Below are 23,697 nucleotides of genomic sequence, written 5' to 3'. Positions count from 1 at the left end.
TCTGGGAGTGGGTGGAAGCATGCACCGAGAGCAATACGATCACCACACCCGGTCATCGACGACGCCCGGACGGCCCCCACACCTTGCGAGATCCGCCGCAGGAGCGCCGAGGTCCGGACCGACCCCCTGCACGGTCCGGACCTCGGCACAGTGACCCCGCCCGCTCACGGCTCCAGATCGGTCGCCGCCAGGAACGACCCGTCCATGTGGAACGGCACCGAATCGTGCACGTGCGTCACCAGCCACCGCCCCTCACGCCGCTGCAACCCCACGGTCGTCCGCATCCACATCGAGAACCCCTCCGGATACCCGACCGGCACCGCCGCCAGCCGCGCCAGCCCGTGCGCGAACGCCACGTCCCCCGACACCACCACCGCCAGGTCCCGGTGCTCCAGCGTGATCGGCCCGGAGAACCCCGCCATCCACCCCGCCAGCGACTCCACGTCCCGCGCCGCCGGCCCCTCGTTGCGCAACGGCGGCGCCAACGTCGCCGTCACCACGTCCGGCGCGTACCGGGCCACGACCCGCGCCGGATCCCTCAACCGCATGCCCTCCTCCTGCTCCGTGAACGTCGCACGGATCGCGGCCTCGTCCTGCGTCAGCGTCCGGGTCATCTCAGAACCTCCATCTCGAAGTGACACTCCGGTGTCGAGACACGGCCCGCGGTCTCGACATGGCGGTGAGAAGATCTTTCGGCAGCCACGAGCGGAGACGACGTGAAGTACCTCATCCTCATCTACAGCAACCCGAAGTCACGGGCAGCGTGGGACAAGCTCACCGACGAGCAGCAGATGAAGTTCGGCCAGGACCACTACGACCTGTCCGCCAAGCTCCGCGCCTCCGGCGAGCTCATCGTCAGCGAAGGCCTGCCCGGACCCGAGACCGGCAAGGGCGTCAGCATCCGCGACGGCGAGGTCGTCGTCACCGACGGCCCCTACGCCGAGGCCAAGGAGTACCTCGCCGGCTTCTACCTCGTCGAAGCCGACTCGATCGACGACGTCATCGCCCACGCCGCCACCCTGCCCGACGCCTACAACGACGGCATCGAGGTCAGGCCCGTCTGGGACATGTCCATGCTGGACGACGCGTGACCCCAGACATCGAGGGCCTGCTGCGCACCCTCGCGCCGCAGGTCCTCGGCGTCCTCGTACGCCGCCACGGCCAGTTCGACGTCTGCGAGGACGCCGTGCAGGAAGCACTGCTCGGCGCCGCCCAGCAGTGGCCGGCCGACGGAGTCCCGGACAACCCCCAGGGCTGGCTCATCACCGCCGCCAGCCGCCGGTGGATCGAGCAGTACCGCTCCGACACCGCACGCCGCCAGCGCGAGGACAAGGTCGTCGCCCTCACCCCGGCACCACCCGACCCGGTCCCGGCACAGGACGACACCCTCACGATCCTCGCCCTGTGCTGCCACGAGTCCCTCACCACGGCCTCACAGATCGCCCTCACGCTGCGCGCCGTCGGCGGGCTCACCACCGCCGAGATCGCCCGCGCGTTCCTCGTCCCCGAAGCCACCGTCGCCCAGCGCATCAGCCGCGCCAAACAGAAGATCAAACAGTCCGGCGCCCGGTTCCGGCCACCCCGCGACCTCACCGCCGTCCTGCACGTCCTCTACCTGATCTTCACCGAAGGCTCCACCGCCAGCTCCGGCGACGACCTCGTCCGCGTCGACCTCACCGCCGAAGCCCTCCGCCTCACCCGGCAACTGCACAAACGCAGGCCGAACGACGGCGAGCTCACCGGCCTGCTCGCACTCATGCTGCTCACCGACGCACGCCGCCCCGCCCGCACCGACCCCCACGGCGCCCTCGTCCCCCTCGCCGAACAGGACCGCGGCAAGTGGAACGCCGACGCCATCACAGAAGGCACCGAGCTCATCAGCACCGCGCTCGAGACCGCCCAGATCGGTCCCTACCAGCTCCAAGCCGCCATCGCCGCCGTCCACGCCGAAGCCAAGACCGCGCAGGACACCGACTGGCACGAGATCCTCGGCCTCTACGACCTGCTCACCGTCACCGCACCCGGCCCCATGGTCTCGCTCAACCGCATCGTCGCCGTCGCCATGGTCCACGGCCCGGACCAGGCACTACGAGAACTGTCCACGCTGGAACTCGACCACTACCGCGTCCACGCCGTCAAAGCACATCTCCTCGACCTGCAAGGCCACCACGACCAAGCCAGGACCGAGTACGAGAAAGCCGCGAAACGCACGCTGAGCGTCCCCGAACAGCGCTACCTCACGCTCCGGTCGCGCCACCCACGGTAGCGTCCGACGACGGAGCCTCCTGCGGCGGCGCCACCGGCACCACACCCGAAAGATCCCCACCGTTGTCGTTGGTGCGCAACACAAAAGGCCGCGTCTGCGTGTACTGCACCACCGAGATCGAACACGGATCCACCACGATCCGCTGGAACCCGTCCAGATGCACACCCAACGCATCCGCCAGCACAGCCTTGATCACGTCACCGTGCGAGCACAACACCCACACCGCACCCGGACCGTGCTCCTCCGAGATCCGCGCGTCATGCGCCCGCACCGCCGCAACAGCACGAGCCTGCACACGAGCCAGACCCTCACCCTCCGGGAACACCGCAGCGGAAGGATGCTGCTGCACAACCGCCCACAACGGCTCGTCGTACAGGTCCTTCAACGCCTTACCGGTCCACGCCCCGTAATCCACTTCGGACAGTTCCGGCTCCGCCACGGCCTCCAGAGACCGATCGGCCAGCAACGGCGCCAACGTCTCCTCACACCTCTGCAGAGGAGACGACACCACCGCGCTGACCGGAACGTCCTTCAAACGACCCACGAGAGCCGCCGCCTGAGCCCGCCCGCGCTCGTCCAAACCCACACCCGGCGAACGCCCGGCGAGCACACCGGAACCGTTGGCGGTCGAACGCGCATGTCGAAGCAGGATCACCGTGGCCACGACACCCACCTTAGAGCGGCTGCAACAACCCCATCGACAGCAGCCCCATCAGCACCAGACCCAGCATCAACCGGTACCACACGAACGCCGAGTACGAATGCTTCGACACGTACTTCAACAACCACGCGATCGTCGCGTACCCCACCACGAACGAGATCAGCGTCGCCACGATCATCTGCGGAATCGACGCCTGCACACCCGAACCCGAACGCTCCAGCACGTCCGGAATCGAGAACAACCCCGCCCCGAACACCGCCGGAATCGCCAGCAGGAACGAGTACCGCGCCGCCGCCTCCCGCGTCAGCCCCAGGAACAACCCCGCCGTCAACGTCCCACCCGAACGAGAAACGCCCGGGATGAGCGCCAGCGCCTGTGCCAGACCCATCCCGATCGCGTCCTTCATCCGCAGCTCGTCACGCTGCTGCTTGGCCAGCTGGTCCGCCAGACCCAGCAGCAGACCGAACACCACCAGCATCGTCGCCGTGATCCACAGGTTCCGCGCCGACGTCCGGATCTCGTCCTTGAGCAGGTACCCGAGAACCGAGATCGGCACGGAACCGATGATCACGTACCAGGCGAGCTTGTAGTCCTTCTCCTTGCGCGCCTCCGCGGAGAAGAGGCCGCGGAACCAGGCGCTGATGAAGCGCCCGATGTCCTTGGCGAAGTAGATCAACACCGCCACCTCGGTACCCAACTGGATCACCGCGGTGAACGAAGCGCCCGCGTCGTTGCCGAAGAACAGCGTCGACGTGATGCGCAGGTGCGCACTGCTGGAAATCGGCAGGAATTCCGTCAGTCCTTGGACCAGTCCGAGGACCAGAGCCTGCAACCAGCTCAACTACCCACTCCTGCCAGATCCAAAGCCTCGGCCGCGGTCCGAAGACCCGCGATCCCCTGCTCCAGATCTTGCAGCATCGGCGAAACGGACAGCGTGGTGACCCCCGCCGCGGCGAGCGCCTTCATCCTGTCTGCTATGCGCTCCTTCGGGCCCAGCAACGACGTCGCGTCCAGGAACTCCAGCGGGATCGCCGCCATCGCCCCCGCGTAGTCACGCGACAGGTACTTCTCCTGGATCTCCTCCGCCTGATCCGGGAAACCCATGCGCACCATCAGGTTGTTGTAGAAGTTCTGCTTGCGCGAACCCATACCGCCCACATAGAGCGCCGTGTACGCGCGAACCGGATCCGCACAGGTCTTCCAGTCATCACCCACGACCAGAGGCACCGTCGGGACGACGTCGAACCCCTCCATCGTCAGCCCGGCCTTCTCCCGGCCCGCCTTCACCGACGCCAGCGACTCCGCCGAGTACTCCGGCGAGAAGAAGATCGCCAGCCACCCGTCCGCGATCTCACCCGTCAGCTCCAGGTTCTTCGGACCCACAGCGGCGAGGTAGATCGGGATCTGCTCCCGCACCGGGTGGACGGTGAGCTGCAACGCCTTACCAGGACCGTCCGGCAACGGCAGGGTGTAGTGCTCACCCTCGTACCGCAGCTTCTCCCGCGACAACGCCTTCTTCACGATCTCCACGTACTCGCGGGTGCGCGCAAGAGGCTTGTCGAACCGCACACCGTGCCAACCCTCCGACACCTGCGGACCCGACACACCCAGCCCCATCCGGAACCGGCCACCCGACAGAGTGTCCAAAGTAGCCCCGGTCATCGCGGCCATCGCAGGCGTCCGCGCCGGAATCTGGAAGATCGCGCTACCGACGTCGATGCGTTCGGTCTGCGCGGCCACCCACGCGAGCACCGTCGGCGCGTCGGAACCGTAGGCCTCCGCGGCCCACACCACCGAAAAGCCGAGACGGTCGGCCTCTTTGGCCAGCTCAAGGTTCGCGGCGTCGTTGCCGGCGCCCCAGTATCCGAGGTTCAATCCGAGCTTCACGAAGCGAGACCCTACCGGTCAGTAACACCGATTGCCAGGCTCACACGATGATCACCCCTTAGCATCGCGCACGTGGAACAGCGATACCTCGGCCGCAGCGGCCTCCGCGTCTCCAGGACCGCACTGGGCACCATGACGTGGGGACGCGACACCGACCCGGACGAGGCCGCCACCCAGCTCATGGCCTTCGCCGACGCCGGAGGCACCCTCGTCGACACCGCCGACGTCTACTCCGAAGGCGAAGCCGAACGCATCCTCGGCACCCTCCTGCACGAGGTCGTCCCCCGCGACGAACTCGTCCTCGCCACCAAAGCCGTCGCCCGCCGCACCGAAGGCCCCTTCGGCGGAGGCGCCTCCCGCGGAGCCCTCCTGTCCGCATTGGACGGATCACTGCGCCGCATCGGCGTCGACCACGTCGACCTCTGGCAACTCCACGCCTGGGACGCCGGCGTCCCCGTCGAGGAATCCCTCTCCGCCCTCGACCACGCCATCTCCAGCGGCAAGGTCCGCTACGCCGGCATCTCCAACTACAGCGGCTGGCAACTCGCCACCGCCGCCATGACCCCCACCACCTACCCGCTGATCTCCACCCAGGTCGAGTACTCCCTGCTCGAACGCGGCATCGAACGCGAAGTCGCCCCCGCCGCCCGCCACCACGGCCTCGGCCTCCTGCCCTGGGCACCGCTGGGCCGCGGAGTCCTCACCGGCAAGTACCGCAACGGCACCCCACCCGACTCCCGCGGCGCCTCCGCCCACTTCGCCGGCTACGTCGAACAACACCGCAACGACCGCGCCGCCCGCATCGTCCAGGCCGTCGCCACCGCCGCCGAAGGCCTCGGCACCTCCGCGCTGTGCGTCGCCCTCGCCTGGGTCCGCGACCGCCCCGGCGTCGTCGCCCCCGTCGTCGGCGCCCGCGACACCAACCAGCTCCTCGCCTCCCTCGAAGCCGAAGCGCTCACCCTGCCTCCGGCGATCCGCGCCGCCCTCGACGACGTCAGCGCCATCGAGCTGGGCTATCCCGAGCGCCCGATGCCCTGACCCTCTGCCGTCTTTTGCTGTAGTTGGACTGTGGTCGCAGCCGAGTCGGATTCCCGATGAGGGCTGAATTTAGTCAACACTGAAGCTATAGAGATAACTGCACAAGCAGCCGAACGGGGTTTCACCCCACCCCTTGCGTGACCTCCGCCCGAACGTCGTGGATCCTGGAAGACCACGACGTTTCACAGGAGGAACCGATCTTGCGCCGGCTCGCTGCTCTGATCCTGACCACCGCCACGCTGGCAGCGTGCGGCCAGCGTGGCGGTGGTCAGGATCCGCTGCAGGTCGCGGAGGTCCTCGAAGCCGCCGCCCCGGCCCGCTCCCCCGCCCAGAACGCCACCCCGCCCGGCGAGATCACCCCCGGCGGCACGTTCACCGACAGCGGCACCACCCTGAAGTTCCAGGTCAACGGCCGCGACGTCGAGCTCGACCGGCTCCGCAGCGCCGTCTTCGAGATGACGAAGGACGACAAGGGCAGCGAGACCAGGGGCGCCGGCCTGCGCGCGGGCGACGGCGCCACCAACGCCGTCCCCGACCGATTCGGCCGCCTGCTCGTCGTCGACACCCGCGGCGGCGAGTTCATCGCCTTCTCGATCAACCCGCTGATCATGCGCCAGCGCTACCCCGTGCCCGGCACGCCCTACGGCATCGCCTACGACGGCAAGCGCGACATCGCGTGGATCACGCTCACCGAGCGCAACGAGGTCGTCGGGCTCAACGTCGCCGCCGGAGAACCGGCCGAGAAGTACCGGTTCCCCACCGTGCGTCAACCCAACACCGTCAGCGTCGACCAGGAGTCCGGACGCGTCACCGTCACGTCCGGCGACAACGGAGGGGTACAGGTGATCTCGCCATGACCGAAGGGGTGATCGACGGAGACTGGGAGTACAGGCCGCTGCGTCTGCCGCCCGGCGTCTCCCGCCGCACCGCGACCACGCAGCTGGCCATCCAGGCCGAGTTCGCGGGCTGGGAACTGTCCCGCACGCTGCTCTACAGCGACGGCTCCCGCAAGATGTGGCTGCGCCGCAAGGTCCAGCCCGCCCTGGTGCCAGGCCTCATCACCTGACCACCAGACCCTCGCCGAACGCGACAGGCTCGCACTCGGCGATGAAGTCCGCCGGAAAGCCCCGCTCGAACGGGGCCGCCGCCTCCAGGCGCGCGACCGCTTCCGGCGGCAGCACGACCTCGCCCAGACAGTCCAGCACCTGCTCCGGAGTCCGCGCGCCCACCAGCGGCAGCGCCCCGGAACCACGCACCCACGCCAACGCCACCTGAGCCGCCGTCGCCCCCAGCTCCTCGGCGACAGCGCGCACGACGCGGGCCACGCCCTGCTCCCGTTCGGACAACCGGCCGGACCGCTGCGTCCCTCCGGAGAGCTTCCCCGCCGCCAACGGCGCCCAGGCCGCCACGGTCAGCCCCAAGGCCTCCGCCATCGGCAGCAGCTCCCGCTCCACGTCCCGCTTCAGCAGGTTGTACGGCACCTGCAACCCCGCGAACGCCGTCCAGTCCCGCCACTCCGCCAGCGCGTTCGCCCGCGCCACGAACCACGCCGGCGCGTCCGACACCCCGACGTAGAGCACCTTCCCCGCCCGCACCACGTCGTCGAGCGCCCGCATCGTCTCCTCGACCGGCGTGTGCCGGTCCCACAGATGCACCCACAGCACGTCCACGTAGTCCGTCCGCAGCCGCCGCAACGACTGCTCCAGCGACAGCACCAGGTTCTTGCGGTGGTTCCCGCCCGCGTTCGGATCCCCCGCGTCCCGCGACAACGCGTACTTCGTCGCCACCACGAACCGGTCCCGCCTCCGCAGCACCGCCCCCAGCACCTCCTCGCTCTCGCCGTAGGCCGAGGCGGTATCGAGGAAGTTCCCGCCCGCGTCCGCGTAGGCGTCGACCACCCGCCGGGCGAGGTCCTCCGAACGCAACGTCATGGTGCCCAGCAACAACTCCGAGACACGCAGGCCGGTCCTGCCGAACAGTCGGTATCGCATGATCCACAGCATCACCGGGCGCGCGGAAACCAGGGAGACCCGCTCAGGGCCCCTCTAAGCTCAGCCGTCATGGCCGACAACGCACTGGGCCGCTTCCTGCGCGCCCGCCGCGAAGCCACCGCTCCCCCGACCACCGGCCGCCGCCGCACCCCCGGACTGCGCCGCGGCGAGCTCGCCGACCGCGCCGGCGTCAGCGTCGAGTACCTCACCCGCCTCGAACGAGGCACCGACCGCTCCCCCTCCGGCCAGATCCTCTCGGCCCTCGCCGACGCGCTGGCGATGACCGCGGACGAGCGCGTGCACCTCTACCGCCTCATCAAGGCCGGCTCGACCTGCTCCCCTGTCCCGCCACCGCCGCTGCGGCCAACCGTGCACGCGATGTTGGACACCCTCGAGCCCGCCGCCGCGGCCGTGCTCTCCCCCGCCGGCGACGTCCTCGCGAGCACGGCGCGCTTCCGCGAGATCTCCGGTCTGGGCGACGAGCCGAACCTCGTCCGCTTCGCGTTCGGCCCCGAGGCCAAGGCCCACTACCCCGACTGGGAGCAGATCGCGAACGACCGGGCCGCGGCCCTGCGCGCAGCCGCTGACCTGGGCGATCACCCGGCGGCGACGCTCGCCTTCGAGCTCTCGATCACCGCGGGCGCGGCCTTCACCGACCGCTACGACGCCGCGGCGTCCCTGCCTCCCGCCACTGGCACCGAGCGCTGGGGCTCCTACCTCTTGGCGTTCGAGACGCTGTACCTGGCAGGTGAAGGTGATCAACGACTAACGGTTTATTTTGGTCAACACTGAAGCTATAGAGTAGAACGATGTTCGGACGAATGACAGAATCCGCGCCATGCCCCGCCCGGAAAAACCGCTCGACCCGTTCGCCGGGCCTGTCGAACAGTTCGCCTTCGACCTGCGCAAGCTCCGCGAGAAGGCCGGCTCCCCCGGTTACCGCGAGCTCGGAAAACTCAGCCACTACTCCGCCAGCACCCTCGCCGACGCAGCCCGCGGCCAGCGGCTCCCCAGCCTCGCCGTGGCACTCGCGTTCGTCCGCGCCTGCGGCGGTGACGAGGAGCTGTGGGAACAGCGTTGGCGTGAGATCGGCGAGAACGACGCACAGCCCGAGAACGGGGTCTCCCCCTACGTCGGCCTCAAGGCGTTCACCGAACACGACGCCGACCGCTTCTTCGGCAGGGAACGGCTCGTCGGCAAACTGCTCGGCAAGCTCGAGCACCACGACACCGTGCTGGTCGTCGGCGCCTCGGGATCCGGCAAGTCCTCACTGCTCAGAGCCGGTCTCCTCGCCCGCACCCAGGGCGAGCTGACCACCCCGGGCACCGCTGCTCTCCCCCAGACCGACGGTCTGCTGGTCGTCGACCAGTTCGAGGAGATCTTCACCCTCCCGCACCGCGACGAGTTCATCGCCGCGCTCACCCGGCGCACAGGTCAGACCGTCATCGGCCTGCGCGCCGACTTCTACGGCCACTGCGCCCGCTACCCCGCCCTGGCGAAGGCCGTCGAGGACGCTCAAGTGCTCGTCGGCCCCATGACCACCGACGAGCTGCGCAAGGCCATCACCCAGCCCGCCGTCGAGGTCGGCTGCGCGCTCGAGACCGGACTCGTCGCACGGCTCATCGCCGACGCCACCGGCGAACCGGGTGTGCTCCCCCACGTCAGCCACGCCCTGCTCGAGACGTGGCAACGCAAGCGCGGCAACACCCTCACGCTCAGCAGCTACCACGAGAGCGGCGGCATCGCCCGCGCCATCGCGAACACGGCCGAGCACGCGTTCACCGGGCTCGACGAGCACCAGCAGGCCAGGGCGCGCCAGGTGTTCCTGCGTCTCGTGAACCCCGGCGACGGCACCGAGGACACCAAACGCCGCGTCACACGCTCCGAGCTGGCGGCTGACGACGTTGTCGAACATCTCGCGAGCGCACGCATCCTCACCGTCGACGACGACAGCGTCGAGATCAGCCACGAAGCCGTCATCCGCAGCTGGCCGCGCCTGCGGGACTGGCTCGCCGAGGCGCGCGACGACCTGCGCGTGCACCGCAGGCTCACCGCCGCCGCGGTCGACTGGGAGGCCCACGACCGCGACCCCGGTTCGCTGTACCGGGGCGTGCCCTTCGCCCAGGCCGCCGACTGGGCCCAGCGCGAACCGACCGCCCTCAATGCCGGCGAACAGGCGTTCCTCGACGCCAGCAGGGCCGCCGTCGAACACGAGCAGGCCGCCGTCAAGCGCCGCACCACCAACCTGCGCCGCGTCGTCGCGTTGCTCGCCGCCCTGCTGCTCGTGGCCACCAGTGCGACCGTGTTCGCCGTGCGCGCCCAACGCCAGACCACCGAGCAACGCACCATCGCACTGGCGCAGAAGGCCATCGCCGAGGCCAACGGCGTGCAGGCCCGCGACCCCGGTCTGGCGAGCCAGCTCCGCCTCGCCGCCTACCGCCTGACCGGGCTGTCCGCCGCCCGCGACAGCCTGCTCAGCACGTTCGCCGCTCCCCAGGTCACCATCGCCAGAGGCCACTCGGAAGCCGTGGCGTACGCGCTGTTCAGCCCGGACGGCAAGCTCATGGCCTCGGCCGCCGACGACAAGGCAGTGATCATCTGGGACGTCACCGACCGCTACCACCCGGCCGAGCTCGGCCGCGTGCACGCCGGTGACGACGCCACCCACGGCATGGCGTTCAGCCCGGACAGCCGCACCCTCGCCGCGGCGGGCTGGGACGGGTTCATCCGCCTGTTCGACGTGTCGAACCCCCGCGAGCCCGTCGAGAAGGCCCGCATCAGCGGCCACGAGGGCCAGGTGGAGGCAGTCCAGTTCACCCCGGACGGCCGCACGCTCATCAGCAGCGGCGAGGACGGCACCATCCGGGTCTGGGACGTGTCCGGCCGCGCCACCCCCGTCCGCACGGTCAAGGCCCACGACGAGCTCGTGCACGCCATCGCGCTCAACGCCGCCGGGACCACCGTCGCGTCGGTGTCCTGGGACGGCACCGCCCGGCTCTGGGACCTGGCGACCGGGGAGAACCTGTCCAAGATCACGTTGGCGCGGAGTGACCTCTCCTCCGACGCCGTCGCCTTCTCCCCCACCGGCCTGCTCGCCACCGGTGGCGACAACGGCGGCGTGCAGATCTGGGACGCACGCGACCCGCGCAACCCCGTGCTGCTCGGCGCCGCCACCGGGCACATCTTCACCGTGCACACGATGGCGTTCTCCCCCGACGGCAGGTTCCTCGCCACCGGAGGAGGCGACAAGACCGCACGCCTGTGGGACGTCACGGACCCGCGCGACGTGCGCCCCGCCTCGTCCATCTCGGGCCACACGGACGGGGTCTGGTCGGTCGCCTTCAGCGCCGACTCCCGGCAGATGGTCGCCGCCACCTCCGACGCCGACGTCCGCGTGCTCGACGTCGCGAACCTCAACCCGGTGCGCCACCGCGAGACGGTCTGGAAGCTCGACCACGACCCGGCCGGGAAGTTCCTGACCACAGTCTCCTCCGATGGCGACATCAGACTGTGGCGCCAGGACGACCGCCACGTCGAGCTCGTCTCCGCGCTGCCGAGACTGCCCGCGACCGAGGAGTCGGCGACCGTCGACATCCACCCCGGCGGCAAGGTGCTGTTCGGCTCGACCAGCACCGCCGGCGTCCTGTGGGACGTCAGCGACCCCGCCCGGCCGCGTGAGCTCAGCAGGCCTGTCACCGGCGCTCAGGCCATCGAGGCGGCGGCTTTCAGCCACGACGGCACCACGCTCGCCGTCGCCGAGAAGAACGGCGTGGTGGGGTTGTGGAGGATCAGCGATCCCGCCAACCCGGTGAAAGCGGGCACCTTCGCGGTGCCCGCCGCGGACCACGTGTGGCAGATCGAGTTCTCCCAGGACGACCGGACGCTCGTCATCGCGAGCGGCACCCGTGAGCTCCAGCTCTGGAACGTCAGCGACCCCGCCTCACCCCGCGCGTACCCGGCGTTGCGCACGGACGACAACCCCGACCCGATCCGCCGCGGCGGCCAGGCCGGGCGGCAGGAGGTCATGAGCGTGGTGATCCACGGCAACGTCATGGCTTTCGCCAACATGGACAACAGCGGCGCGTTGTACGACATCAGCGATCCCGCGCGGCCGCGCGCGCTGGGAACGCTGCCCAACGACGGTGGACCGCTGCAGCGCCTCGCCTTCTCCCCCGACGGCACCCACCTCGCCGCCGGCACGACCGACGACGTGGTTCGCGTGTGGAACGTGAGCGATCCCCGGAACCCCCAGCTCCGGGCAGTGCTGCACGGTCACACCGAACGGGTGTGGGGTGTGGCCTTCGCGCCGGACAACCGCACCTTGGCGACCGCCGGCGCGGACCGCACCGTCCGCGTCTGGGACATCGACGTGGAAGCCACAGCGGCCCGCGTGTGTGCGACTACGACGGCGCACCTGTCCACTCGTCATTGGGAGCAATACTTCCCCGGCGTCGAGCCGAGGCCACTCTGCTGACCAATCCCCCCACCTTTCCTCTCCACCGCCTTTGTAGTGCAAAAACGTTGTGTGGTGTCGATGTCCGGGCGCCTTACAACAACGTTCGTGCAACTCGTGGCGCCGAACGGGGGAAGGTGAGCCTTCAGTCAACACTGAAGGAATAAAATTCACCGAAGTGGTTGTCGATATGATCAGATTCTGGGTCATGGAGCTCGTGCCGCACGAAGTCGGGGTCGCTCACAGCGCACTGCCGCACGACGAAACGTCCGCCCGTGCCCTGCTCGCGCAAGCCGCGGCGCAGGGCCTGCACACAGTTGTCGTCACCGCCGAGGAAGGTGACGAACGCGCGATAGCCGTGCTGCGCGAACTACGCGCGGAATGGGAGACCGAGGACGGCCGGGTCACCGCCCGGCTCGACACGGACGCGGAGGGCCAGCTGCAGCACCTCTGGGGACTCACGGCGGACGAGCGGGCCGCGTGGCTCGCCGCGTTCCCCCGCCACGACGACCCGAACTGGTGGATGCACCGGCTGCTCGTCCTCAACCACCACCCGGAATGGGCGCCGCTCAAGGACTGGCTGGTCGACGAGCACGTGCGGCTCTTCGGCCGTCCGCCGGGACGGCGCAGGTCTAGCGCGGCAGGCCGCTGAAGTCGGGCCGGTGGAACCGCAGGATCGGCGGGATCGGGTCCTCCTTCGGGGTGTCCCGGTCCGGCTGGACCGCGGCGAACGTCAGCACCGGCACCCTCGGCACGCCCACCGCGATCACGTCGCCGTGCGTCCCGGCGATCCACATGACGCCGGTGTCGGCGATGTTCGCGACCACGCTCAGCTCCGGTAGCACGAACTGCACCAGCGCGAGCCCGCCCGGCATCTCCGCGAGCCCGGCGACGTGCTGGCTGGGCTGCCACGGGAACAGCGTGATCGCCACCGGCGTCCACTGCGCCGAGTTCTCCACCGCCCTCACCGCGTCGCGGTACCAGCGGCTGATCTCGACCGCCGTCGGGATGCCGAGCAGCCCCAGCGCCAGCACGAGCCCGCCGACGACCAGACCGGCCGGCGCGAGCGGGAACAGGCTCAGCAGCACCAGCACTCCCCCGGACACCGCGGGCACGGCGGCCCACAACCACGCCCGCACACCCCACCGCATGCCCTTGAACGCCCTCGCGGTCGCCTCGTCGTCCAGCGGCTTCCCGAGTGGCCGCTCCACGCGTTCGCGAACGGGTTGAGCACGCCCGTCCTCACTGTGATCGACCTTGGCGTTCTCCCACTTGGCGAACCCCGCGGCCCGCACCACCGCCCTGCCGTCGGCGTCCGGTCCGCAGACGAAGACCTCCTGCCGTTCCAGCACCATGTCCGGCAGGTCCTGGAACCAGCCGCGGAGCACGACGTCGTCCACGACCAGCCGGTCGGTCCCGTCGGCGTGCTTCTCCAGCACCTCGGCCGGGACCCGGCGCCACGGCTGTTCCAGCAGGCCACGCCGCTGTGCCTTCGTCTCCGCCCGGTACATCAGCGGCGCCAGCCCGAACAGGAGCGTGACCAGCGCCAGGACCACGAACGCGCCGATGTGGCCCGGCGAGGCCGGCAACAGCCAGCACGTCACCGCTCCGGCACCCGTCGCGAGCGCGAGAACACCGAGGGTCCGCGCGCCCCAGCGCAGGTCCTGCAGGATCAGGCCGGTCGACCAGTCGTCCTTCGCCGGCACGTCGGTCCGCGGCTCCAGGTACTGCATTCCAGTCCCTCCCCGGTCAGCGCGGCAACACGCTGAAGTCGACCTGCCCGATCCTCCGCCACCAGGCCATCGGGTCGCTCGTCGCCACCGGCCGCACGACCGCGGTCATCAGTTCGTCGGCACCGGGCAGGCCCACGGCGAGCCGTCCCCGGTGCGTGCCCGCGACCCACATGACCCCGGTGCCGGCCACGTTCGCGACCAGGTCGAGGTTCGGCCTGGGGAACCGCACCAGCGCCGGGCCACCGGGCAGTTCCGCGATCCCGGCGACGTGGTGACCGCGCTGCCAGGGGAACAGCGTGACCGGCACCGGAGTCCACTCGCCCGAACCTTTGACGGCCTCGGCGTTGTCGCGGCGGTGGAGGAACGCCTCGATCACCGCGGGCAGGAACAACAGCTGCAGCACCATCACCGCGACCGCGACCAGCCCCGCCGGCGCGAGCGGGGACACGCTCAGCACGAGCAGAACGCCCGCGACCACGATCATCAGCGCCGCAAGTCCCCAGAAGAAGTACGTGGCCACGCGCATCGTGTCGAGGGCGTCCTGGAGCCCCTGGTCGTCCGCGGGACGGCCGAGCACACGCTCCACGCGTTCCTCCGCGCGGTGCCCGTCCTCGTCGACCGGCGCCGCCACGTGGATCGACGTCGACCCCGCGGCCCGGAGCAGTGCCAGGCCGTCGCCGTCCGGCCCGAGGAGGAAGACCTCCTGCCGTTCGGCCACCCTGTCCGGCAGGTCACCGAACGAGCCCACGAGCACGAGGCCGTCCGTCAGCAGCCGATCGCGCGGATCGTTCTCCTGCTTCTCGGCGACCGCCGCCGTGACGCGCCGCCACGGTGCGTCGAACACCCCGAGCCGCAGCGCACGCCGGATGTGCCGATTGGGCAGGTACACGCCCAGGGACATCACCGTCAACACGCCCAGCACGATCCGTGCGGCCGTGTTGCCCGGTGAGCCGGGCAGGAAGAACGTGGCGACGAACGTGGCCGTCACGATGAACGTCTCGACGCCGTGCCTCGTGCTGATGAGGATGTCGGTGAACGCGAGCCTGGTGGACCAGTCCTCCTTCGCGGGCACGTCCGTCCGCGGTTCCAGCAACGGCAGCATCAGCCCCCCAGCTATGCCTTGGCGGCCACCTCCCGGATGAGGTTCGCGAGTTCGGTGGGCCGCTCCAGGGGGAGCATATGTCCGGCATCGGCCAAGATGACCGAAGTTCCGCCGAACCTCACAGCGTCCGTCTCGGGCACGAGCCGGTCCTCGTCCCCCACCACGGCGACGACGGCCTTCTCCTTCGCCACGGTCAGCCCGGCCTCGCGGTCGTAGCGGTCCACGGCGGGCCGGAACAGCGCGACCGTCTCGGGCCAGTGCCCCCACACCATGTCCGCGGTCAGGTCCACGTCGGCGTCGGAGGGCTCGTCGCCGAACAGCCACCAGCGCAGCCCGGCGGTCTTGGCCGGCTCGATCTTCTCCCGCACCGCGCGCACGATCGGCCCGAAGGCCCGTTCGAGCTCCCGCACGAGCTTGCCGACGGCCTTGGGCCACGCCAGCGTCGTCTCGGACATGCCGCTCGCCGCGGTCGACACGAACACGTTGCCCAGCACCCGTTGCCGGAACAGCCGCGGCCGGCGCTCGGCCATCGCGAGCGCCGCCATGCCGCCCATCGAGTGCCCGGCGATCACGACCTGGCCCTGCGGCACGGCGCGTTCGATCAGCTCACCCAGGTCGTCGCCGAGCTGGTCGATCGTGGCCGTCTCCTTCGACGCGGCGCCGGACTCGCCGTGGCCGCGGTGGTCGTAGGCGATGACCTGGAACTCGGGGCTCAGCTGCTCGACGACCTTGTGCCAGGTGCGGTGGTCGAGCGCGTACCCGTGGGCCAGCACGACCGTCACCGGCGCCTCGGGGTCGCCCGCGCGCACCACGTTGAGCTCGGTCCCGTCCTCCAGCCGCACCATGCGGTTGTCCTTTCGCCGTGTCGTCTCTTCGTCCTAACGAGACAACCCGGTTCCAGGACACGCTCTAAATCCGGCCGAGCACCACATCGGGCGGCATCTGGCCGCCACCGACGCCCGGCACACCGCGGAAGTCGTACGCCGTGGCCTTGCCGCCGGGCTGGATGATCCAGGCCTCCCCCGGCCCGCCGTCGGACAGCACCGACTGCACGGCCTCGGCGACGTCCGAGGGCGTCAGCAACGGGAACGAGGCCGCCGCGAACTCCTCCTTCGCCGCGCCCAGCAGCAACGTGTCGACGAACCCGGGGCACAGCGCGGACACCGTGATGTCCTCCCCCGCCAACGCCTTCCCGGCCGCCCGCGCGTACCCGACGACCGCGTGCTTGGTCAGCGTGTACAGCGGATCCGACGGCATGGCGGCGATGCCCGCGAGCGACGCCGTGATCACGATCTTCCCGCCGCCCTGCCGCCGCAGCGCCGGAACGGCCGCGCAGAGCCCGTACACGACGTGGTCGACGTTGACGCCGACGAGCTTGCGGTACCGGGCGACGTCCAAGGCGTCCACACCGGCCTGGCCGCCCCCGATCCCGGCGTTGAGGTGCACGACGTCGAGGCGTCCGAGCTCCTTCTCGACCTGCTCCACCACGGCGGGCATGGTGGCGGGATCGGCGACGTCACCGGTGAGGGCGATGCCGTCCACCGCGGACGCGACCCGCTGCGCCCCGGCCGCGTCGAGGTCGAGCGCGGCGACGCGGGCACCCAGCTTCGCGAGGCGGCGCACCACGGCGCTGCCGATGCCTCCCGCGCCGCCGGTGACCAGGGCGACCCGGCCGGTCAGGTCCACGGTGGACACGACACCACTCCCCTAGCTGTTGCGCAGGAATCGGTCGAGGACCCGGACGCCGAACTTCAGGGCGTCCACCGGTACGCGCTCGTCCACGCCGTGGAAGAGCCCGGAGAAGTCGAGGTCCGCGGGCAACCGCAGCGGCGCGAAGCCGAAGTTGCGGATGCCGAGCTGCTGGAACGACTTGGCGTCCGTGCCGCCGGAGAGCATGTACGGCAGCACGCGGGCACCGGGGTCCTCGGCGATGAGCGACGCCGTCATCGCGTCCACCAGGGCGCCGTCGAACGTCGTCTCGACCGGCGGCAGGCCGACCCACTCACGTTCCACGTCCGGCCCGAGGAGCTCGGCGAGCTCGCGGTCGAACGCCTCCTCGCGGCCCGGCAGGATGCGGCAGTCCACAGTGGCCTCGGCGGTCGACGGGATGACGTTCGCCTTGTACCCGGCGGAGAGCATCGTCGGGTTCGCGGTGTCGCGCAGGGTCGCGCCGATCATCCGCGACAAGGCGCCGAGCTTGCCGATCGAGCCCTCGACGTCGTCCTCGGGGAACTCGAGCCCGGTGATCTCGGTGACGCCGTCGAGGAACTCGCGCACGGACGGGCGGATGATCAGCGGCCACTGGTGCTGGTCGAGCTTGGTGACGGCGGCGGCGAGCTTCGCCACGGCGTTGTCGCGGTGGATCATGCTGCCGTGCCCGGCGGTGCCCTTGACGCGCAGCTTGAGCCAGCGGATGCCCTTCTCCGCGGTCTCGACGAGGTACGCGCGGACGTCGTCCTTGAGCGTGATGGAGAAGCCGCCGACCTCGCTGATCGCCTCGGTGACGCCCTCGAACAGCTCGGGCCGGTTCTCCACCAGCCACTTCGCGCCGTAGAGGCCGCCCGCCTCCTCGTCGGCGAGGAACGCGAACACGATGTCGCGCGGCGGCACGATGTTCTCGCGCTTGAAGTGCCGGGCGAGGGCCAGCGTCATGCCGACCATGTCCTTCATGTCGACCGCGCCGCGGCCCCACACGTACCCGTCCTGCACGGCTCCGGAGAACGGGTGAACCGACCACTCGGAGGCGTCGGCGGGCACGACGTCGAGGTGTCCGTGCACGAGCAGCGCGCCGCGGCTGGGGTCGGAGCCCTCCAACCGCGCGACGACGTTGCCGCGGCCCTTGGCGCCGGACTCGACGTACGTGGTCTCGTAGCCGACCTCGGACAGCTTCTCGGCCACCCACTCGGCGGCCTCGCGCTCCCCCACGACCGTCGCCGGATCACCCGTGTTCGTGGTGTCGATCCTGATCAGCTCGCTGACGAGCGTGACGGCCTCTTCTTCAGCCAGTGCCAGTGCGTTCCCCGTTGTGCTCACCCCGTCTTCCTACCATCCGTCAGAACACGCTCCACCCTGTGAGAGTGGTGAAGCGGTCCAGCGCGTCGACGCCGGCGACGGAGTTCCCGCGTGCGTCCAATCCTGGACTCCACACGCAGATCGCGCACTTCCCGGGGACGACGGCGATGATCCCGCCGCCGACGCCGCTCTTGCCGGGCAGGCCGACGCGGTAGGCGAACTGGCCGGCGGCGTCGTAGGTGCCGCACGTGAGCATCACGGCGTTGACGCGCTTGGCGCCACTCACGCCGAGGAGCCGTGTGCCGTCGTTGCGGACGCCGTGGCGGGCGAGGAAGAGGGTGGCGCGGGCGAGGTCGGCGCAGCTCATTGCGATCGAGCACTGCCGTACGTACTCGTGCAGCACCACGTCTACGGGGTTGCGCATGTTGCCGTAGGAGGCCATGAAGTGCGCGAGGGCGCGGTTGCGGTCGCTGTTGTCGGACTCGGACTTCACGATCTCGGGGTCGGCGCCCAGCGCCGGGTTGCCGCTCTCGCGCCGCAGGAAGTCGAGGAGCCGGTCGGCCGCGCCGAGCCCGAGGTGGTCGGTGACGACGACGGCGCCCGCGTTGATGAACGGGTTGCGCGGGATGCCCTGCTCGGTCTCCAGCTGGACGAGCGAGTTGAACGGCGACCCGGACGGCTCTCGGCCGACCCGGGTCCACACGTCGTCGCTCTCGGCGAGGGCCAGGGCGAGCGTGAACACCTTGGAGATGCTCTGGATCGAGAACGGCCGGTCGAACTGCCCCGCGCCGAAGACCTCGCCGTCCAGTGTGGCGACGGCGAGGCCGAAGGCGTGCGGGTCGATCCTGGCCAGTGCCGGGATGTAGTCGGCTGCGGCGCCACCTGGCGTGACCTCGGACGCGATGCGGTCCACCAGTTGCTGGAGCTCCATGCCGTCATCCCATCACGGGATGAGCCTTACGCCACCTGGAACTCGTAGAACTTCGTGGCCTGGCCCGCCTTCACGACGCACGGGACGTGCACGACGCCGATCCAGGTCGGCTCGCCGTTCTGGTAGCGCGGCGTCAGGGCGAGGTCGGCGGTGCCCAGGTTGATCGACGTCGTGCCGGCGTTGGCCAGCGTCAGCGCGGGCAGGGTGCCGCTGGCGACGACCTGGAACGTGCCGGAGGAGGGAACCGGCGTGTTCGGGATGGTCAGCGTCGAGGACAGGTTCTGGACGCTGCCGGCGTTGTCCACGGCGATGTTCGTGGTGAGCGTGCCGTCGACGGAACGCCCGCCGATCCACCACAGGGTGTTGCGGACGTCGTCCGACACCGTGGACGTCACCGTCGCCGAGGACGGTGCGGTCGGCACTCCGACGGCGGCCGAGTCCGGCAGGTCCGGTGAGCTGACCACGGACGGCACGTCGTGCGTGCCCGCGATCGAGAACTGGCACGAGTACGTGATGTCCAGCGAGGCGGTCGCGGCGGAACTCGTGCCGGCCGTTGCCACGCTCAGCGCTCCGGCGACCATCAGGACTGCGGCGGCGCGCGCGAAAAGTCCGGTCTTCATCTGCAGGGACCTCCTGAGTACGACATTGAACTGCAAGAAGGCGGTGTTGCTTTACTCGCCAGTAAAGTAACCACCCCGCATTCCGGGAGGCAAGCGAAAACACGCTTTTGTCATCCGCGTACGAAATGTGCGAACGCCTTTTGTCAGTCGCGCTGCAACAAATAGTGGGCGCGCAGGGCGAGTTCGAGGGAGAACCGCTGTCCGGCGTCGTGCATTCGGTCGCCGAACAGTTCCTCCAACTGGTTCACGCGGTAGCGAACGGTCTGCGCGTGCACCTGCAGCCGTGCGGCCACCTCGGGCGCGCCACCCCGGGCCGACAGCCACACCAGCAGCGTCTCGGCGAGCTTGGTGCGCTGCCGGTCGGTCAGCGGTGCCAGCGGCGCGAGCGCCCGTTCGGCCAGCTGCCGGGCCAGGAACTCGTCCGCGAGCACGGTCAGCTCGACGACGTGGTCGGCGCAGTCGAGGACCGGGCGGTCGGGCAGCACCCCCTCCCTCGACAACGCCAGCACGCGGCGTGCGCAGGCCAGCGACCTGCGTGCGTCCTGCGGAGCGACCGGCAGGCCGACCGCCGCACGCCATCCCGGCAGAGCCCGGTGGATCCAGCGGGTCACCGCGGCCGGGTTCGGCACCAGGAGGTACGGCGTGGCGTCCTCGAGGTTGACCAGGACCTCGGCCGGCAGGTCGTCCGCGGCCGCGGCGGACGGCTCCAGCGCCACCGCCACCAGCCGGTCCGGGATCGGCCACGCCGCCGCCTGCGCCGCGTCGATCACCGCCTGCCAGTTACCCGCGGAGTCCGCGACCAGCAGTTCCAGCAGCTTGCGCCTCCGGCGTTCGAGCGTGCCCGCCGCACTGGCCTGGGCGGCCGCGTACCCCTCGACCGACAGGCTCACCAGCTCGTCGACGTGGGCGATCATCGCCTCGCCCAGCACCGACATCGCGCGCAGCGACAGCGAGCGCTGCTCGGCGAACCCGCAGACGTGCCGCCACGCGACGCGCGCGCCGATCCGGTAGGCGGCCTGCAGGCTGTCGAGGCTGCGGCCGGACTTGAACTCCCACGCCCCGAGCTTGCGGTGGATGTCGTCGTGCGGGTCGGCCTCGGAATCCGGCGCGGCGATGCGGTCGACGAACTTCACCAACGCCTGCCGGATTCCGTCGACGACGTTCTCCCGGAACGAGCTGTATTCGGGGATCGATTTCTCGATCGCCTCGAAAATGCTCACCGAAACGGGCGCCACTTCCATTCGGAGCAAGGGCGCCAGCTCACGGGGGACCGATCTGCGCGGATCGTCCAGCCCAGTCATCCTGGGAGTGTAGGAGGAAAACGAAACCGGGTCGTTCAGCCAACTGGACCAAATGGTTCACAGGAAGAACAGCCGGGCGACGGCATCGCGCGCCACCAGGAACCCGGCGATGCCGAGAATCCAGCCCGTCGCGCCCGCCCCCTTCTCCGCGAACCACGTGCTGACCCGGTTCAGGAACGGCTCGATCCTCGTGCGCAGGGCGAGTCTCGCGCCGAGCAGCACCAGCGCGGGCACGATCATGACCAGGCAGTACCCGGCGAGCAGCAGCCCGATCTGGGCCGGACGCAGGTCGGCGGCGCTCATCATCCCGATCGCGCCCAGGTAGGGCAGCATCGTCGCGAGCTCCACGACGCCCGCGAGCACCGCGACCCCGGCCAGCGCGGCCGCGGACCCGTTGGCGTTGATCCGGTTCCGCCACTTCCCGGTGTCCGACTTCTTCTTGCTGTCGAAGCGGAAGCTGACCGCGAACAGGAACACGCCGATCACCAGCTGGATCCAGTACGCCACCGGGTTGTCGAGGTGGCCGATCAGCCGCGTCGCGCCGAGCACGATCAGAACGCCCACGGCGAAGTAGAAGACGGTGATCGCGCCGAGGTAGACGGCGAACCTGCTCAGCCTCAGCCGCCCCGGTGTCAGCATCAGCCAGATCGGGATGAACAACGTCCCGATGCTCGTCGAGTCGAGCAGCGCCAGTCCCGCCAGCGCCGCGACCAGTCCTGTTGTCACGTACTCCCCCACAGTCGTTCGAGGTGGCGGCCGATCACTCCGGCCGCGACCTCCCCTGTCATCACCTCGGGTTCCAGCGCCCGTTGCGCCGTCACCCCGTCGACCAGCGCCGCGAGCCCGACGGCCTCCCCGCCGTCCAGGCCCGCGGCCTCCAGCACGTGCCGGCACAGTTCCCGGATCTCACGTGCGCCCTCCACGTGCCGTTGGAGCAACACGGGATTCGCCGCCGCGCGAGCGGTGAACGCCAGCCACACGCGTGCGCGCGCTCCGTCATCCACGAGCGCGATGACGCACAGCGCGTTGTGCAGCCGTTCCTGGAGACTCCCCTCCTGCCCCAGAGCCGACTGCACGGCCGCAGTGAGCTCCTCCACGAGCTGGTCCTGCGCGAACAGCAGCAGCTCGTCCTTGCTGCGGAAGTACTTCTGCAGCAGGCCCGTGGTGGCGTTCAGCTCCCTTGCGATCCTGGGCAGGCTCGCCGCGTCCAACCCTTCGGCGTCGACCACCCGGTACAGGGCGGCCGCCACCTGCCGGCGCCGTTCGACGGGATCCGCATGTTTTGGCACGATCGTTAGATTACGACCTTAATCTGATCATCGCAACCGCCTTGGGCAACCCCGCGGTCGTGCAAGGCGTCGAACACGACGTGAAGCGTTGGATCTGAGCGGCAGCGGTCGCGGTACCGGTCGTCGCGGGCGCGATCTGGTGGGCACTGCCGGACACCACGGACGTCGCGGTGATCACCGCGATCGACCCGGACAGCACCGCGCACTGGGTGGACGGGGAGATCCGGCCCGCCGAGGAGAACAACTCCGTGGTCCACGAGCTGCCCGGCGAGACACGGGTGTCGCGGCTGGCCGACGACGTGGTCATCCACACGCCGTTCGGCTGCCGGGAGTTCCAGGGCATCTCGCTGACGTGGACCGGGATGGGCGCGGCCGAGTGCACCCGCGCCGACTTCCTCGCCCAGGCCGACCCGCCCTACGCGCCCCGCCTCACGTTCAACGGCGACGGCGAGATCACCGAGATTCAGGGGCGATACCACCCGTAGGCCGTATACATCAGGGTCATGGACCTCTCTGCGGTTCCGCTGGTGGCGTTGCGGGTGTTCCAGGAGGTGGCCGAACGCGGCTCGCTGAGCGCCGCGGCCGCCGCTCTGGGCTACACGCAGTCGGCGGTCACCCGGCAGATCGCGGCGCTCGAGCGGGTCGTGCGCGCGCCGTTGCTCGACCGTCAGCGCGATGGCGTGCAGCTGACCGACACCGGACATGTGCTGCTGCGGCACGCGGGCCTCGTTCTCGTGCAGCTCGACGCGGCGAGCCGTGAGCTGTCCGGGCTGCCGGCCACAGCGGGCACCGTGCGGCTCGGGTGGTTCACCAGCGCCGGGGGAACGCTGGTGCCGTCGGCGCTGGCGTCGTTGCGGCGCAGTCATCCGGCGTTGACCGTGACCACGCGCGACGGCACGACGGCGTCGTTGGTGCGGGCGTTGCGGGCGCGCACGGTCGACATCGCGGTGCTCGCGTCCGAGCCACCGTTCCCGCCGCTGGACGACGAGACGCCCGCGTTGCGCACGAAGGTGCTCGACGAACGCGAGCTGCTGCTGGCCGTGCCGTCGACGCATCCGCTGGCGCACAAGGACTTCATCGACGTGGCCGACCTGCGTGGCTGGGCGTGGATCGCGGGCCCGCCGGGGTTCGGCGTCTGGCCCGGCCTCGACGAACGGGTCGTCGTCGCGCACGTGGCCCGTGACTGGCTGGCCAAGCTCCAGCTCGTGGCGTCCGGTGCGGGCATCACGACGTTGCCCGAGCCGTTGGCGACGTTGGTGCCGCAAGGGGTGCAGGTGATCCGTGTGCGTTCACGAGAACGTCAGCGCGTCGTCGTGGCGTGGCTGAACCTGTCCGAACCGGCGTCCGTGGTGGTGGACGCGCTCGTCAGCGGCACGCATCCGTGACATCTGTCATGGGGTTTTGATGTACGAC

25 protein-coding genes are annotated in these 23,697 nt (G+C 70.1%); 10 read left to right on the top strand and 15 right to left on the bottom strand.

Annotation, left to right across the window (positions count from 1 at the left end):
• Nucleotides 1-164: 164 nt before the first annotated feature.
• On the bottom strand, nt 165-614 hold the full coding sequence (locus tag ACWF7A_RS04775) for a YybH family protein (protein ID WP_452249069.1): 450 nt from the start codon (nt 612-614) through the stop codon (nt 165-167).
• Between the two features lie 102 nt (nt 615-716).
• On the opposite strand from ACWF7A_RS04775, the gene ACWF7A_RS04770 reads away from it, so the two are divergent.
• Entirely contained in the window at nt 717-1,091 is a 375-nt protein-coding gene (locus ACWF7A_RS04770) for a YciI family protein (protein ID WP_452249068.1), read from the top strand.
• The gene (locus ACWF7A_RS04765) at nt 1,088-2,266 is read left to right on the top strand and encodes an RNA polymerase sigma factor (protein WP_452249067.1); all 1,179 of its coding nucleotides are present in this window, start codon (nt 1,088-1,090) and stop codon (nt 2,264-2,266) included. Before ACWF7A_RS04770 ends, ACWF7A_RS04765 begins: the two co-directional genes overlap by 4 nt.
• Here ACWF7A_RS04765 and ACWF7A_RS04760 read toward each other — a convergent pair.
• The 3 genes from ACWF7A_RS04760 to ACWF7A_RS04750 are packed head-to-tail and all read right to left on the bottom strand — an operon-like array spanning nt 2,238 to nt 4,814.
• Complete coding sequence (locus tag ACWF7A_RS04760; RefSeq protein WP_452249559.1) at nt 2,238-2,921, bottom strand: histidine phosphatase family protein; 684 nt, start codon at nt 2,919-2,921, stop codon at nt 2,238-2,240. The two genes, ACWF7A_RS04765 and ACWF7A_RS04760, sit on opposite strands and share 29 nt — an antisense overlap.
• Before the next feature lie 19 nt (nt 2,922-2,940).
• Nucleotides 2,941-3,768 carry an undecaprenyl-diphosphate phosphatase gene (locus tag ACWF7A_RS04755; protein WP_452249066.1) on the bottom strand — a complete coding sequence of 276 codons (828 nt, stop codon included), beginning with the start codon at nt 3,766-3,768 and terminating at the stop codon, nt 2,941-2,943.
• Nucleotides 3,765-4,814 (bottom strand): LLM class F420-dependent oxidoreductase, encoded by a 1,050-nt coding sequence (locus tag ACWF7A_RS04750; RefSeq protein ID WP_452249065.1) that lies wholly within the window; start codon nt 4,812-4,814, stop codon nt 3,765-3,767. Before ACWF7A_RS04750 ends, ACWF7A_RS04755 begins: the two co-directional genes overlap by 4 nt.
• A 72-nt stretch (nt 4,815-4,886) precedes the next feature.
• Here ACWF7A_RS04750 and ACWF7A_RS04745 point away from each other — a divergent pair, with 72 nt between their 5' ends.
• From ACWF7A_RS04745 to ACWF7A_RS04735, 3 genes are all read left to right on the top strand, one after another.
• A complete protein-coding gene (locus ACWF7A_RS04745) occupies nt 4,887-5,852 on the top strand; it encodes an aldo/keto reductase (protein ID WP_452249064.1) in 966 nt (321 codons plus the stop codon).
• A gap of 200 nt (nt 5,853-6,052) precedes the next feature.
• Nucleotides 6,053-6,709 carry a YncE family protein gene (locus tag ACWF7A_RS04740; protein WP_452249063.1) on the top strand — a complete coding sequence of 219 codons (657 nt, stop codon included), beginning with the start codon at nt 6,053-6,055 and terminating at the stop codon, nt 6,707-6,709.
• Entirely contained in the window at nt 6,706-6,918 is a 213-nt protein-coding gene (locus ACWF7A_RS04735) for a DUF5703 family protein (protein WP_439658172.1), read from the top strand. The genes ACWF7A_RS04740 and ACWF7A_RS04735 overlap by 4 nt, the downstream gene beginning before the upstream one ends.
• On the opposite strand, the gene ACWF7A_RS04730 is transcribed toward ACWF7A_RS04735, so the two are convergent.
• Nucleotides 6,911-7,843, bottom strand: coding sequence for an aldo/keto reductase (locus ACWF7A_RS04730; RefSeq protein WP_452249062.1), 933 nt, complete (start codon nt 7,841-7,843; stop codon nt 6,911-6,913). The two genes, ACWF7A_RS04735 and ACWF7A_RS04730, sit on opposite strands and share 8 nt — an antisense overlap.
• A 69-nt stretch (nt 7,844-7,912) precedes the next feature.
• Between ACWF7A_RS04730 and ACWF7A_RS04725 the strand changes: the two genes are divergently transcribed.
• The 3 genes from ACWF7A_RS04725 to ACWF7A_RS04715 all read left to right on the top strand — a co-directional run bounded on the left by ACWF7A_RS04725 (nt 7,913) and on the right by ACWF7A_RS04715 (nt 12,948).
• Entirely contained in the window at nt 7,913-8,635 is a 723-nt protein-coding gene (locus ACWF7A_RS04725) for an MmyB family transcriptional regulator (RefSeq protein WP_452249061.1), read from the top strand.
• Between the two features lie 46 nt (nt 8,636-8,681).
• Nucleotides 8,682-12,317 (top strand): nSTAND1 domain-containing NTPase, encoded by a 3,636-nt coding sequence (locus ACWF7A_RS04720; protein ID WP_452249060.1) that lies wholly within the window; start codon nt 8,682-8,684, stop codon nt 12,315-12,317.
• Between the two features lie 169 nt (nt 12,318-12,486).
• Nucleotides 12,487-12,948, top strand: coding sequence for a hypothetical protein (locus ACWF7A_RS04715; RefSeq protein WP_452249059.1), 462 nt, complete (start codon nt 12,487-12,489; stop codon nt 12,946-12,948).
• Here ACWF7A_RS04715 and ACWF7A_RS04710 read toward each other — a convergent pair.
• From ACWF7A_RS04710 to ACWF7A_RS04665, 10 genes are all read right to left on the bottom strand, one after another.
• Nucleotides 12,929-14,029 (bottom strand): hypothetical protein, encoded by a 1,101-nt coding sequence (locus ACWF7A_RS04710; protein WP_452249058.1) that lies wholly within the window; start codon nt 14,027-14,029, stop codon nt 12,929-12,931. The genes ACWF7A_RS04715 and ACWF7A_RS04710 overlap by 20 nt on opposite strands.
• Before the next feature lie 16 nt (nt 14,030-14,045).
• Nucleotides 14,046-15,131 (bottom strand): hypothetical protein, encoded by a 1,086-nt coding sequence (locus ACWF7A_RS04705; RefSeq protein ID WP_452249057.1) that lies wholly within the window; start codon nt 15,129-15,131, stop codon nt 14,046-14,048.
• 11 nt (nt 15,132-15,142) lie between these two features.
• The gene (locus ACWF7A_RS04700; protein ID WP_452249056.1) at nt 15,143-15,976 is read right to left on the bottom strand and encodes an alpha/beta fold hydrolase; all 834 of its coding nucleotides are present in this window, start codon (nt 15,974-15,976) and stop codon (nt 15,143-15,145) included.
• A gap of 64 nt (nt 15,977-16,040) precedes the next feature.
• Nucleotides 16,041-16,826 carry an SDR family NAD(P)-dependent oxidoreductase gene (locus ACWF7A_RS04695; protein WP_452249055.1) on the bottom strand — a complete coding sequence of 262 codons (786 nt, stop codon included), beginning with the start codon at nt 16,824-16,826 and terminating at the stop codon, nt 16,041-16,043.
• 12 nt (nt 16,827-16,838) lie between these two features.
• Nucleotides 16,839-18,164, bottom strand: a complete 1,326-nt coding sequence (locus ACWF7A_RS04690) for a M20/M25/M40 family metallo-hydrolase (protein ID WP_452249054.1) — start codon at nt 18,162-18,164, stop codon at nt 16,839-16,841.
• 19 nt (nt 18,165-18,183) lie between these two features.
• On the bottom strand, nt 18,184-19,074 hold the full coding sequence (locus ACWF7A_RS04685; protein WP_452249053.1) for a glutaminase: 891 nt from the start codon (nt 19,072-19,074) through the stop codon (nt 18,184-18,186).
• A 26-nt stretch (nt 19,075-19,100) separates the two neighbouring features.
• Nucleotides 19,101-19,694: a DUF6801 domain-containing protein gene (locus ACWF7A_RS04680; protein ID WP_452249052.1), complete on the bottom strand. Its 594-nt coding sequence runs from the start codon at nt 19,692-19,694 to the stop codon at nt 19,101-19,103.
• A gap of 143 nt (nt 19,695-19,837) precedes the next feature.
• A complete protein-coding gene (locus tag ACWF7A_RS04675) occupies nt 19,838-20,914 on the bottom strand; it encodes a PucR family transcriptional regulator (protein WP_452249051.1) in 1,077 nt (358 codons plus the stop codon).
• Nucleotides 20,915-21,052: 138 nt separating this feature from the next.
• Nucleotides 21,053-21,721 carry a GAP family protein gene (locus tag ACWF7A_RS04670; RefSeq protein ID WP_452249050.1) on the bottom strand — a complete coding sequence of 223 codons (669 nt, stop codon included), beginning with the start codon at nt 21,719-21,721 and terminating at the stop codon, nt 21,053-21,055.
• On the bottom strand, nt 21,718-22,284 hold the full coding sequence (locus ACWF7A_RS04665; RefSeq protein WP_452249049.1) for a TetR/AcrR family transcriptional regulator: 567 nt from the start codon (nt 22,282-22,284) through the stop codon (nt 21,718-21,720). The genes ACWF7A_RS04670 and ACWF7A_RS04665 overlap by 4 nt, the downstream gene beginning before the upstream one ends.
• Before the next feature lie 170 nt (nt 22,285-22,454).
• Here ACWF7A_RS04665 and ACWF7A_RS04660 point away from each other — a divergent pair, with 170 nt between their 5' ends.
• Nucleotides 22,455-22,769: a hypothetical protein gene (locus tag ACWF7A_RS04660; RefSeq protein ID WP_452249048.1), complete on the top strand. Its 315-nt coding sequence runs from the start codon at nt 22,455-22,457 to the stop codon at nt 22,767-22,769.
• A gap of 18 nt (nt 22,770-22,787) precedes the next feature.
• Nucleotides 22,788-23,669, top strand: a complete 882-nt coding sequence (locus ACWF7A_RS04655; RefSeq protein WP_452249047.1) for a LysR family transcriptional regulator — start codon at nt 22,788-22,790, stop codon at nt 23,667-23,669.
• Nucleotides 23,670-23,697 lie beyond the last annotated feature (28 nt).

Source organism: Lentzea sp. NPDC055074 (assembly GCF_053608005.1).
Note: the sequence above shows the minus strand (reverse complement) of the source record. Positions and strands in the feature narration are given on the sequence as shown.